Below are 14,416 nucleotides of genomic sequence, written 5' to 3'. Positions count from 1 at the left end.
ATTCTACTATTTTTAAGGCAGCCGTTTTATGACAGCAGATTAAAGTCTGATTTCTGAAACTGTATCCGATAACCAGCGGGAGAAATGTGATAATGTTTCATAAATACCCCTCTCATAGTATCTATTGATGTAAATCCTACTAGATGTGCTATATTTTTCAGTTCATGATCCGTTTCTTCTAAATACTTTTTTGCAATTTCTAATCTTACCTTTTCTACGTATTTGGCAGGAGTAATTCCCGTTTCAGCAGTAAAGACTCTATTAAAATTACGCAGACTCATAGCTGCTTCTTCTGCCATATTTTGAACTATTATTGGCTTATTTAAATTTTCTACTATCCAGAGATGAAGTTTTTTAATAATCATACTACCAACCACAGGCTGTAGGAGAAAATTACTATACTGACTCTGATTACCATGTCTTTGTAAATACATGACTAATATTTTTGCTATAGAAAGGCTTATTTCCTTTCCACAATCTTCTTCAATTAAGGCCAAACACAAATCAATACCTGTTGATGCACCAGCAGATGTATATATTGAATCTTGTTGTATATAAATAGGTTTTGATTCTACCTGAATTAGCGGATACTTCCTTTTTAGTAAGTCGCAATACATCCAGTGTGTAGTTGCCTGTTTACCATTCAGTAATCCTGATCCTGCTAATAAAAATGCTCCAACACAAACGGAACAAACACGTCGTATTTTGCATGCATTTTTCTGTAACCATTCCTGAAAAATTAGATAATCCTGTGGTGGTGTTTTAAAGGAAAATCCACTAATAATAAGTGTATCAATTGGCTCAACAATATCAACAACTTTCTTATCACAACTAAAGTTTAAACCACTAAAATTACCTAAATGCAATTCGTCTGTAGGTGATGCAATTACAACATCATAATTAAAAGATTGAATTTGTTTATCCTGTTCTTCAATCAGGTGTTTTGCAAGGCGAAACGCATCCATAGGACCTGCAAGATCCAGAATAAGCATATCGGGTATTGCAACAATAACTATCAGCTTTTTTTCCATAATTCAAAGGTATAAACTTCAGCTTTGGCAGAAATGCCAATTTCACCCTAATTTATGCCATTCTTTTCAATTAAGAAAAAGGTATACTTCCTAAAAAACATTAAACAAAAAAAAAAGCTAGTTTCAATAAAGAAACTAGCTTTTTATATAATTTTAAAATGCGATTTTACATCTCACATTTTATAAATGTCCTTTTACTTTTATATAAAAATACTAAGCGTATAATATATTATTGCTGCCAAAAGAGCCGAAACTGGTATTGTTAATACCCAAGCCCAAAGTAAACTTACGGTTACTCCCCAACGAACTGCAGATACACGTTTTGTTAATCCAACTCCGATGATAGAACCTGTAATTGTATGAGTTGTACTTACTGGCACTTTAAAATGCTCTGTAAAATATAGCGTTAATGCTCCTGCAGTTTCTGCAGCTACACCTTCAAATGAAGTTACTTTAGTGATTTTAGATCCCATTGTTTTCACAATTTTCCAACCTCCGCTTAATGTTCCTGCAGCAATTGCAGAATAACAAGCTAAAGGAATCCAAGCTGGCATTTTGAACGCTCCATCATCTGACGGAAGTACCACATCTAGCCATTCATCCATATGAATACCTGGATTTGAATGAATATAAACCGCAACTGCTGCTGCAATAATACCCATTACTTTTTGTGAATCGTTACCACCGTGACCTAAACTAAAAGCAGCAGAAGATAGTAATTGCATTTTTTTCAATGCACTATCTGCCTGATGTAGGTTTAAGCTGCTAAATATCAAAGCAAATGCCGAAACTGAATAGATAATAAACCCTACCAAAAACCATTTTATATTGTGCGATTCAAATACAACACTCCAAAAATGAGATGATTCAAAACGTGGTTTCCCTCCGTTTGCTATAATTGTTTCATAAGGAATCATTTGATAATAAATGAAAATACCTGTAAAGATCATTAAAGCAATTGTAAACAATTTTGGTAAAATACTTTTCTTAGAAGAGTTTAATAACCAAATAGAGATAAGATACGAAGCTAATGCTCCTAATAGCGGCGCCAAAACAATAAAAGCAACAATTATGAGGACTCCCGAAGGCATTCCTCCATCTTTTCCTGCTTTGTACCAACTGACTATATCGTACCAATATTGTGTTGTACCGTCTTCACCAACATAACCTGAGAAACCATGTACGGCAATTGCATGAGCAATAGCAGCACCTGCAAAACCTCCAATTAATGTATGTGATGAACTTGAAGGAATTCCGAACCACCAAGTTAATAAGTTCCAACAAATAGCAGCAATAACCCCTGCTAAGATAACAACTAGATCGATTTGCATGGTATTTGCGGTTTTAGCAACAGTATCTGCTACTCCAAAACCGAAAACCCAATATGCCAAAAAATTAAAAAAGGCTGCCCAAACAACGGCCTGAAAAGGCGTCAATACTTTTGTGGCAACAACTGTAGCAATAGCATTTGCTGCATCATGAAAACCATTGATGTAATCAAAAATTAAAGCTAATACTATAATAATTATAAGTAGCGTCATAAAATTATAACTTCAGAATGAAATTGAATTGAATTTAAGAATGTTTTACAGAAATAGATTCTAGTATGTTTGCAACACTCTTACATTTATCTGTAGCAGATTCTAAAACAGATAACACTTCTTTATATTTAATAATATTTTTAGCGTCTGTTTCGTTTTCAAAAATTTCAAAAACTGCTTTGTTATAAACATTATCCGACTTGTTCTCTAGTTTGTTAATTCTAGCACATGCGTCTTTAATGACTTTAAAATTTTCCAAATTTCTCAATTCTTTTACTGCACTATCAATATTCTGACAAGCCTCAAGATTGATTTCGGTCATTTTTCTGATTGATTTTGTAATCTTATCAACTTGGTACAATCTCATTCTACTTGCTGCACCATGCAAATAATCAGCTACATTATCAATAGAAGTAATCAAAGTATGAATATCTTCTCTATCGAATGGAGTAATGAAGTTTCTGCTTAACTCCAAATTTGTCTGACGGGTAATATCCTCGCCTTTTTGTTCCAATTCATCTATCTTTTGAAAAAGTACTTCTCTTTCCTTTAAAGGAAGATTTACTGCTTCGTGTAAATTAGAAGCTAATTCAATTAGATTACTTGATGCTTCTTCAAAAAGTGGAAAGAATTTCTTGTCTTTCGGCACTAAAAATTGGAAAATACTGTTTATTGACATTTTTACGTTTTTAATACTGCAAAATTACTTCATTATTCTTTCGTTATGTTAAGCCATTGTTAACAAATCGTTTTCAATTTGAAAACTATTCAAGAATGAAATTGTTTTTTCGATATCATAATGTAAGATTCTATCCTCAGTAACCAATGGCACTACCTCGCGGTAGCTACTTAAAAACATCTCTATAAAATCGCTAGATTTCAATGGTTTTCTATAAGCAATTGCCTGTGAAGCATTCAGTAATTCGATAGCCAAAATACGCTCTAAATTATCCATAACACGCAATGCTTTTGTAGCTCCATTTGCTCCCATACTCACATGATCTTCTTGCCCATTGCTCGAAACAATACTATCTACACTTGCTGGAGTTGCTAATTGCTTATTTTGACTTGCAATACTTGCTGCGGTATATTGTGGAATCATCAATCCTGAATTTAATCCTGGATTATCTACCAAAAATGCTGGAAGGTTACGCAATCCCGAAATTAATTGATAAGTTCTTCTTTCAGAGATACTTCCTAATTCGGCCAAAGCAATTGCCATAAAATCTAAGGCTAATGCCAAAGGCTGTCCGTGGAAATTACCTCCTGAAATAATCTGATCACTTTCTATAAATATATTAGGATTATCGGTAACTGAATTTATCTCTATTTTAAAAACCTTGCTTACATAATCAATTGCATCTTTTGAAGCTCCATGAACTTGTGGCATACAACGGAATGAATATGGATCCTGAACATGTGTTTTTACTTGTTCAATAATTTCACTTCCTTCTAAAAGTTCTTTGATGCGCTGTGCAGTAACAATTTGTCCTTTATGAGGGCGAATAAAGTGAATTAATTCGTTAAAAGGTTCAATTCTTCCATCAAAACCTTCTAGAGAAATAGCTCCAATTAAATCGGCTAAATAAGAAAACTTATAAGCTTTCATTAATATATGCGCTCCGTAAGCACTCATAAACTGGGTTCCGTTTAATAATGCCAATCCTTCTTTTGATTTTAAGATAATTGGCTCCCAATTAAAATGCTTTAAGATTTCGCTTGAATGCACTTTCTTTCCTTCAAAATATACTTCACCTTCACCTAATAATGGCAATGATAAATGCGCTAATGGCGCTAAATCTCCAGATGCTCCTAGTGATCCTTGTGTATATACAACTGGTAAAACATTATTGTTGTAAAATGATACTAAACGCTCTAATGTTATCAATTGAATCGCCGAATGTCCGTAACTTAAAGATTGTATTTTAAGCAACAACATCAGTTTTACAATTTCTTGTGGTACCTCATCACCTGTTCCGCAAGCGTGCGATTTTACAAGATTTTCTTGTAGTTTAGATAAGTTTTCATTGGATATTTTCACATTACAAAGCGATCCAAATCCTGTATTGATTCCATAAATAGGATCTGAATGCGAAGCCATTTTTTTATCTAAGTAATCTCTACATTTCTGAACATTAACTTTAGCCTCTTCAGACAGTTCTAATGTTTTTTGCTCTACGATAATTTCTTGTAATTGTTCTAAATTCAGTAACTCTGTACTGATATAATGGATATTGCTCATATTACTTTGTATTTGAATGTCAAAATTCAACAAATCAATATTAAAAAGCAACCTTTTTTGCTAATAATTAAAAATACTACATCGATACATCAATAGCAACACATCGCTTTTATCTTACAAAAACCTGTGTTCATCAGTCATTAAACAGAATAGCAAGAGCAACACCTAAAGTATATTAAAAAAACGCATAGAATATAATCTCAATATTTTTTACTGTTTGATCTAAAATTTGCACAAAAATCATGTTTTACAGCAAACTGAATACATTTATTGTCTAATTATTTTAAATTCTCTCTTTATTTCAGAAAAATAACGTTCTTAATCTCAAGTAAATATATGAATCTTCTATTTTGAAGCATTAAATTTTACCAAATAATCAGAATTAGAATATTGTCCTACCTATTATTAAAATATTCGTAAAAATCCGATTAAATTTTTTGCTAACTATAAAAACCTGTACATTTGGAAAATCAAAAATGAAAGATAACAGTATAAAATATCACTCTTCGATAACAACTCAAAACTGGGTTGCAATTACTGCTACAACAACTTCTACAATTACTACTACCCCTTAGGGGTATACATTTTTACATATAATCCAGGCTATCCATACTTTTTTTCTTGAAAGAAAAAAGGCATTGAATACGTATAAACACTTGCATTTATAAAATAACACACACACAATGAAAATATTAAAATTTGGTGGAACTTCAGTCGCCAATGCAGAAAATATAAAACGAGTTTTAGAAATTGTAAATCAAAAATCAGAACAAGATCAATTAATAGTTGTCGTTTCTGCTTTAAGCAAAGTAACTGATTTACTTCAGGCTGCCGCCGCAAAAGCCGCTTCTAATGACGAAAGTTTTAAAGATATAGTTGCCGAAATAGAGAAAAAACATTTAGACACATTAAAAGCATTAATTCCTGTTAGTGAACAAAGTAGCTTATTAAGCCACGTAAAAAGAATTATAAACCATCTCGAAACATTACTTGATGGATGCTTTTTATTAGGGGAGTTATCTAACAGAACTGCCGATACTATCCTTAGTTTTGGTGAATTGCTTTCGTCTTATATTATCGCCGAAGCTTTAAAGCAAACGAATAAAAATAGCGGTTATAAAGATAGCCGTGAACTTATTAAAACGAACAACCACTTTGGAAAAGCTGCTGTAAATTTTGAAGTTACAAATCAATTAATACGCGATTATTTTTCTGAAAACAAAGCTCAAGTTGTTATCATGCCCGGTTTTATTGCTTCCTCTCTTGATGGAATCATTACTACATTAGGACGTGGTGGATCGGACTATTCTGCAGCAATTTTGGCTGGAGCTCTTAATGCCAAAGTTTTAGAAATATGGACTGATGTAAACGGAATGTACACTGCCAATCCTAAAATAGTTAAACAAGCACAACCAATTGTAACAATCTCTTATCAGGAAGCGATGGAGTTATCACACTTTGGTGCTAAAGTTTTGTATCCGCCAACAATTCAGCCTGTTTTAAGAAAAAATATTCCTATTGTAATCAAGAATACTTTTGAACCTGAATCTGAGGGAACTTATATTTCAAATCAAATTTCATCAAAAGATACTATTGTAAAAGGAATTAGCCATATCGATAATATTTCATTAATAACTCTTGAAGGTCCGGGAATGATTGGAGTTTCTGGTTCATCAAAGCGCCTTTTTGAAGTTCTGTCTAACGAGAGTATCAATGTTATTTTTATAACTCAAGCTTCATCTGAGCATTCTATTTGTATTGGAATTTTAAATGCTGATGCCGAAAATGCTGAACAAGCAATAAATGGTGCTTTTGAAGTAGAAATTATTCAAAATAAAGTTGATCCTTGCATCGTAGAGAAAAACCTTTGCATCATTGCTTTGGTTGGCGAAAACATGAAAAACCATCAAGGTTTAAGCGGAAGAATGTTTAGTACTTTAGGGAAAAACAATGTAAATATTCGTGCTATTGCTCAAGGTGCATCCGAAAGAAATATCTCGGTTGTAATTAACGAACGTGATGTAAAAAAAGCGTTGAATACTTTACACGAGAACTTCTTTGAAGAAAACACAAAACAACTTAACCTTTTTGTAATGGGAGTTGGAAATGTAGGTGAGAAATTCATTGAACAGATTCATAGTCAAAGAAAGTTCTTGAAAGAAAACTTAAAGATAAATGTTCGCGTTATTGCCTTATCCAATTCGAGAAAAATGCTGTTTGATGAAGATGGAATTTCTCTTAAAGAATGGCAAGCGGCTCTTGAAAACGGGGAAACTGCCAACAAGGAAGCTTTTATAGCACGTGCCAAAGATTTGAATTTACGTAACAGTATTTTTGTTGATATTACTGCAAATGCAAGTGTTTCTGAAACCTACGAAGAGTTCTTGAAACAAAGTATTGCTGTGGTTACTTGTAATAAAATTGCTTGTTCATCTGAATATGACAATTACAAGAAACTGAAAAATTTATCACGTCAGTTTAACGCTCCATTTTTATTCGAAACTAATGTAGGTGCTGGATTGCCAATCATAGATACTGTAAAAAACTTAATCGCTTCTGGTGATAAAGTGCACAAAATTCAAGCTGTTTTATCTGGAAGCTTAAATTTTATCTTTAATAATTTTGATGAGAACAACTCTTTTCATGATGTTGTAAAAGAAGCTGGAGTACAAGGTTTCACAGAACCTGATCCTAAAATTGACTTAAGTGGAATTGATGTAGCTCGAAAAATCCTGATTCTAATTCGCGAAAGCGGTTACGAAATGGATATTGATGCTATTGCGAATGAATCTTTCATGCCTGCTGAATCTCTTGCTACAACTAACAATGAAGACTTTTTTGCATCTTTAACAAAACATGCTCCACATTTTAAAGCAATCTATGATGAAGCGCTAAGTAAAGATTCTAGATTAAAATATGTAGCGCAATTCGAAAACGGAAAAGCTAGTGTAGGATTACAATTTATACCTAAAGATCATCCGTTCTATAATCTGGAAGGAAAAGATAATATTGTATTGTTTTATACCGATCGCTATGTTGATCAGCCACTGCTTATAAAAGGTGCTGGTGCCGGTGCGGCAGTTACTGCTTCGGGGATTTTTGCAGATGTGATTCGAATTGGGAATAATTAGAGAAAGGTACAAAGGTACTAAGTTGCAAAGGTTCAAAGGTTTTCTCTTTGTCGCTTTGGACATCTGAGCCTTTGCCTCTCTGAACCTTTTAAAAAAAAACACATAGTTGCAAAGGTTCAAAGATTTCTCTCTTTATCGCTTTGAACCTTTGAACCTAAAAATAAAAAACAATGATTGGCAAAACCTTTGAACCTCTGAGCCTTTGCCTCTCTGAACCTTAAAAAAAAATGAAAGAAATAAAACTATTTTGTCCGGCAACAATTGCCAATCTCTCGTGTGGATTTGATGTTCTCGGACTTTGTTTAGAAACTGCGGGCGATGAAATGATTGTTCGTGAATCTGACCAGAAAGGGGTTCGTATCACAAAAATTGTTGGTGCCGATTTGCCTTTGGAAACAGAAAAAAATGTATCAGGTGTTGCTGCTTTAGCAATGCTTGAAGCATATGAAAGAGATTTTAATCCAATAACGATAGGATTTGAAATTGAGATTTATAAGAACATCAAAGCTGGAAGCGGTATCGGAAGCAGTGCTGCAAGTTCTGCTGGAGCGGTTTTTGGAATCAATGAGTTATTAGGAAAACCATATTCTAGAAAAGATTTGGTTCAATTTGCCATGCAAGGTGAGAAATTAGCCAGCGGAAACGCTCATGCCGATAATGTTGCCCCTGCCCTTTTGGGTGGTTTTACTTTGGTAAGAAGCTACAATCCGCTTGATATTATAAAAATTGACAGCCCAGAAGAATTATACGCTACTGTTGTGCATCCTCAAATTGAGTTAAAAACATCAGATGCCCGTTCGGTATTAAAACAAAATGTTTCTCTAAAAAGCGCCATCATGCAATGGGGAAATGTAGGTGGCTTAATCGCTGGATTATATACTAAAGATTACGATTTAATCGGAAGATCTCTTCATGACGAAATTGTAGAACCTCTGCGAAGTGTCTTGATTCCGGGTTTTGATTTAATCAAACAAGCGGCTCTCGAAAATGGTGCGTTAGGCTCTGGAATTTCTGGTTCTGGCCCTTCTATTTTTGCTTTAAGCAGAGGAAAAGAAACTGCTGTAAAAATAGCCAAAGCCATGAGCGAAGTTTATGATAACATCAATTTACCATACGAAATTCATATCTCACAGATTAATCCTGAGGGAGTAAGAATTATATAAAATGTGAAATGTTGTTTGTGAAATGTGAGATGCATTAAATAAGAATAATCAAGCATTAAGACATAGATTGTCAGGCTGAGCGGAGTCGAAGTCCACGCAAAGTAAAGACACAAAGTACAACATGCCCAGTTTGTCATTTCGAGGAACGAGACTCGAGCGATAGCGACTGACGAAGCAAATCTTCACGAGAATCTCGACAAAGATTGGCGATTTAGTTTGCGGAGTCACTTGCGAAGATTTCTCCTTACGTCGAAATGACAAAAATTGAAGATAATTATTGAAATAAAAAATAGTACCACAAAGCTTTGCGAACATAACGTTTTTAAAAGAAACAATTTCCTTGCGCTCTTTGCGGTTAAATAAAATCCAAAAGAAAACAACCAATAAAAAATGAAATACTATAGTTTAAACCATAATGCCCCAAAAGTTTCTTTTCAGGAAGCTGTAATACAAGGATTAGCAAGTGATAAAGGATTGTATTTTCCAGAAATAATCACGCCATTAAACGCTTCTTTTTTTGAGTCAATCGAAAATCTGAGCAACGAAGAAATTGCTTTTGAAGCCATCAAACAATTTGTTGGTGATGAAATTCCAGAAACCGTTTTAAAAGAAATCATTGCAGAAACGTTATGTTTTGATTTCCCTGTTGTCGAAGTCGAAAAAGGAATTTATTCATTAGAATTATTCCATGGCCCTACAATGGCTTTTAAAGATGTTGGTGCACGATTTATGTCACGCTGTCTGGCTTATTTTAATAAAGACAAAGCAGAAAGTAAAAATACGGTTCTTGTAGCAACATCGGGTGATACTGGCGGGGCTGTTGCAAGCGGTTTTCTTGGTGTTGACGGAGTAGATGTTGTGATTTTATATCCATCAGGAAAAGTAAGTGACATTCAGGAAAAACAACTGACAACATTAGGTCAAAATATCAAAGCACTAGAAGTTGATGGTGTTTTTGATGATTGTCAGGATATGGTAAAAAAAGCCTTTTTAGATGAGTCTTTAGCGCATAAAAACCTTACCTCAGCAAATTCTATTAATATTGCACGCTGGTTGCCACAAATGTTCTATTTCTTCTTTGCTTACAAAACCTTGAAAAGTCAAAACAAACCTTTGATTTTTTCTTGTCCTAGTGGAAATTTTGGGAATATATGTGCTGGAATCATGGCAAAGAAATTAGGTTTACCTATTGAACATTTTGTTGCGTCTACTAATGTAAATGACACCGTACCAAGATTCTTAGAAAACGGAAAATACGATCCTAAACCATCTAAAGCGACTATCTCTAACGCAATGGATGTTGGGAATCCGAGTAATTTTATTCGTATTCAGGAAATGTACCAAAACGATTTAAAAGCTTTCGAAAAAGACTTTTCTTCTTATAGTTATACTGATGAAGAAACACTCGAAGCAATGAAACAGATTTATAAAGCTAACGGTTATATTGCTGAACCTCACGGCACCGTTGGCTACCTTGGTTTGAAGAAAGAATTACAAAAACATAACAATGCAATTGGTATTTTCTTAGAAACGGCTCATCCTATTAAATTCCTTGATGTTGTTGAACCTGCATTGGGAATTACACTTCCTATTCCAGAACAAATTAAAAGTGTTATTAATGAAGATAAAGTTAGTGTGAAGATTGGAACTTATGAGGAGTTGAAGGCGTTTTTGGGATGAAAAATAATTTTCAAAAAAACTAAAACGAGTTAAAATTTAACTCGTTTTTTTTATCCTAACAATAAAGCAATTTTTAACCTAAATAATAAATTTAACCTGAATTAATTTATATTTGATAAAAAAAGAAAAAATGAATAAACCTACTCAAATATTAGACCTAGAAGACAAGTATAAGATTACAATTTCTCAGAAAAACAAAAAATATTCTATTCTTGAGTATAAAAATCAAAATACTTTTGAAATAAATGAGAATCTGGAAATAATAGGATTAAATTTAAGTTATAATGAAATTTTAGATTTTTCACCCTTTAATAATTTGAATTTTTTAAGATTTTTAAATTTGCAAGGGAATAATATTACTGATATTTCATTTTTAGAAAATCTAGTACATTTAACCCATTTAAGTTTAGGTTTCAATTCTATATCAGAATGTTTAGTTTTAAAAAGATTTATTAATTTAACCTCTTTAAATCTTAGTAGTAATTCAATTTCAGATTTTTCATCTTTAAAAGAACTTGTAAATTTAACATCTCTTGATATAGAAGGAAACGAAATTTCAGATTTGTCATTTTTAGAAAAGTTAACACAAATAAGCGATTTAGATTTAAGTAATAGTCCTAATATAACTAGCTATAAAATTTTACAAAAACTAAGTTTATTAACCTCAATAAACTTAAGTAACAATTTTATTTCAGATTATTCTTTTGTTAAATCCTTTAAAAAACTCGTTTCTTTAAATCTTAGTAATAATGAAATTTCAGATTTATCGTTCCTCAAAAACTCAAAAGAATTAACTTTTCTAAATTTATCCAATAATAATATTTCAGATATAACCATTTTAAAAAACTTACCAATAACTAATTTAATATTAGGCAATAATAATATTTCAGACATATCGGGCTTTACAGCTTTATCAAGGATAACTACTTTGGATTTACACCGTAATAAAATTAATGATATTACTGCACTAAAAGATCTAACTTCATTAATAAATTTAAACTTAAATCACAATAATATTTCTAAAATTAATGACTTAGAAAACTTAGTTAATCTTAAATATCTGTTTCTATCAGAAAATCCCATATCAGAAATAAGCATTTTAAAAAATCTAAAAGGAATAAATAGTCTAGATCTATCAAATACAATTATTTCAGATATTAAGGTATTAGAAAATTTAATTCATATTAAAAAATTATCATTATCTGATAATCAGATTTCGGATATTACTCCTTTAAAAAAATTAAAAAAAATCACTTCATTAACACTGTGGTCAAACCAAATTAGGGACATTAGACCTTTAAAATATTTAAGTGAATTATTATATTTAGATTTAAGTAATAATCAAATTGAAGATATTAATCCAATTGAAAACTTAACTAAACTTGTGAATCTTTATCTTGATGGCAACAAGATTTCAGACATAGCGGTTCTCCAAAACCATAGAAAATTAAAACTATTAGTTTTAGAAAAGAATAACATATCAGATTTCAGACCTTTAGAGAATCAAATTAGATCGAATGAGATAGTTCTTGATTCTGAGAAACAATTTGATATTGAAGATGGACTTTTTATCTCCAATAATCATTCAACAATTCCGCCATTTGAAGTTCTAGAGCAAGGAAACGAGACAGTCTTACAATATTTTGAAGATGCTAGACAATATGGCTTAAAAGCATTGAATGAATGCAAGTTAATTTTTGTTGGAGACGGAGGCTTAGGCAAAACTAGTTTAATGAAAAAAATAGTTGGTCTACCTTTTACTACAGAAGTAACTACGCATGGTATAAATAAAAAATCGTGGAATGAGGTTATTAATAAAAATAATGAAAAAATAAAAGTAAATTTATGGGATTTTGGAGGGCAACATATCCAGCATTCTCTTCATCAGTTTTTTTTAACAGAAAAGGTCATCTATATTTTACTTCTAGATCCCAGGAATGATACAAATGTTATGTATTGGTTAGATCAAATTGATAAATTAGGCAAAGATTCAGAAGTATTAATTGTTTATAATTATAAAGATCCAAAAGACAAAGATTCTCATAATAATAAAAACTTTTTTGAACTAAGGAAGACTTATCCAAAACTAAGAACGCCATTTTTGTTATCATGCAAAGATGATTATGGTTTTGATGATTTTAAAACTGAGTTGACTAAAACCATTCTAAACCAAAAAGATTTATTAGTTCAATATCCTCTTAATTGGTTTAAAATTAAAAATGAATTAGAAAAGGATGTAACAATTAGTAAAAATTACATTGCATACAATGAATATGATTTAATTTGCAAAAATAATAAATATACTAACGAAATAAATAAAAAAAACCTTCTAAAACAATTGGATAAAATAGGTTCTATTGTGTTTTTTGATAAACCTATCCTTAATGACTTACAAGTATTAAATCCCGATTGGATCACAACTGGTGCATATTCAGTTATAACCTCTGAAATAACACGAAGCAAAAAAGGGCATTTAAATTATAGTAATTTAAAAGAAATTTTTAAAGATGAAAAGTCTCTTTTTGCAAATGAAAGAATTAAATTAAAGTATAAGGAGAAAGATTTTCAATTTATTTTAGCATTAATGACAGATTATGATTTATGTGTAACAAATCCTTTTGAAAAAAATGAATATTTAGTGCCATGTGCATTTGAAGGAGAGAAACCCTTGGAGTTTGATAAGTATAAAAATGGCAGTAGAAGGTATCGTTTTCAATTTGAATCTTCTTTCGAAATGTTAATCATGTATCGATTTATGGCACGTAATATCTCTAATTGCGTAAAAAATGGATATTGGCAATCTGGAATAGTCATAAAAGATCAACACAGTGAAACATTTGCACTTGTAGAAACTAATCAACATTCAAAAATTATAGATTTTTGGATAAAAGGTGATAATATTAGAGGTTTATGGGAAGTATTAAGAAGAGATATTAAAGATATTAATTCTAAATATTCCTTGGAATATAGAGAAGAAGTACTATATATTTCCAAAGAAAATAAAAAACAGGTTTTTTTATCTTATGATGAGATGATTGACAGTTTAAAAAATGGTGTTAGTACAATAGATTATCATCCAACTTATAGGATTCGTAATATTAATGTATTAAATGTAATTGATAATTTTGAAGATTCACAAAAAATATTAAACGCAATGAATAAAGAAGGGCAAATTTTCAATTTTAAAGGCGACTTTATTTCAAATGGAAATACACAAATCGGAGGGAAAAATAATACCCAAAACTCATACATAAACAATTATTCTAATAATTCTCAAATTCAAGAGTTAAAAGATATTTTGGAAGATTTTGAAGATGTATCAAAAGATAATAAGGAATGGCAAGAAAATTTCTGCAATGCCTTAAAAGAATTATATCGTTTGGAGCAAGCTAATGATGAAATAGATGAAAGAAAATCAATTTCCAAACTACAAAAGTTTTTCACAAAAGCAAAAGAGGTAAAAGATTGGGTTGCTATAGGTCTTCTACCAGCAGAAATTGCGACAAAAGGAGCTAAAATGATGGAATTAGGGGAACAGCTATTTAGTTTCATTACAAAGTAATAATTAATAAATTTCATGCGCGACGCTCGCGCCAGCAATTAAACATAAATAAAAAGAGGTCTTATT

General features: G+C 31.6%; 8 protein-coding genes. 4 read left to right on the top strand and 4 right to left on the bottom strand.

Annotated features, from left to right (window positions below; translation table 11 throughout):
• Window positions 1-26: 26 nt before the first annotated feature.
• The 4 genes from LPB87_RS16485 to hutH form a co-directional block, all read right to left on the bottom strand.
• Window positions 27-1,031, bottom strand: a complete 1,005-nt coding sequence (locus LPB87_RS16485; RefSeq protein WP_230728596.1) for a helix-turn-helix domain-containing protein — start codon at window positions 1,029-1,031, stop codon at window positions 27-29.
• 200 nt (window positions 1,032-1,231) lie between these two features.
• Window positions 1,232-2,572, bottom strand: coding sequence for an inorganic phosphate transporter (locus LPB87_RS16480; protein WP_129537908.1), 1,341 nt, complete (start codon window positions 2,570-2,572; stop codon window positions 1,232-1,234).
• A 34-nt stretch (window positions 2,573-2,606) separates the two neighbouring features.
• A complete protein-coding gene (locus LPB87_RS16475) occupies window positions 2,607-3,251 on the bottom strand; it encodes a DUF47 family protein (protein ID WP_129537907.1) in 645 nt (214 codons plus the stop codon).
• Window positions 3,252-3,299: 48 nt separating this feature from the next.
• Window positions 3,300-4,814, bottom strand: coding sequence for a histidine ammonia-lyase (gene hutH / locus LPB87_RS16470; protein ID WP_230728595.1), 1,515 nt, complete (start codon window positions 4,812-4,814; stop codon window positions 3,300-3,302).
• 683 nt (window positions 4,815-5,497) lie between these two features.
• Between hutH and thrA the strand changes: the two genes are divergently transcribed.
• From thrA to LPB87_RS16450, 4 genes are all read left to right on the top strand, one after another.
• Window positions 5,498-7,945, top strand: a complete 2,448-nt coding sequence (thrA, locus tag LPB87_RS16465) for a bifunctional aspartate kinase/homoserine dehydrogenase I (RefSeq protein WP_230728594.1) — start codon at window positions 5,498-5,500, stop codon at window positions 7,943-7,945.
• 227 nt (window positions 7,946-8,172) lie between these two features.
• Window positions 8,173-9,108 (top strand): homoserine kinase, encoded by a 936-nt coding sequence (locus tag LPB87_RS16460; RefSeq protein ID WP_230728593.1) that lies wholly within the window; start codon window positions 8,173-8,175, stop codon window positions 9,106-9,108.
• A gap of 390 nt (window positions 9,109-9,498) precedes the next feature.
• Window positions 9,499-10,788, top strand: coding sequence for a threonine synthase (gene thrC, locus LPB87_RS16455; RefSeq protein WP_230728592.1), 1,290 nt, complete (start codon window positions 9,499-9,501; stop codon window positions 10,786-10,788).
• 130 nt (window positions 10,789-10,918) lie between these two features.
• Window positions 10,919-14,350 carry a leucine-rich repeat domain-containing protein gene (locus LPB87_RS16450; protein WP_230728591.1) on the top strand — a complete coding sequence of 1,144 codons (3,432 nt, stop codon included), beginning with the start codon at window positions 10,919-10,921 and terminating at the stop codon, window positions 14,348-14,350.
• Window positions 14,351-14,416: the final 66 nt, after the last annotated feature.

The sequence above is a fragment of the Flavobacterium sp. EDS genome (assembly GCF_020991525.1).
Lineage (GTDB): Bacteria > Bacteroidota > Bacteroidia > Flavobacteriales > Flavobacteriaceae > Flavobacterium.
This window is presented reverse-complemented; position numbering and strand designations above follow the sequence as displayed.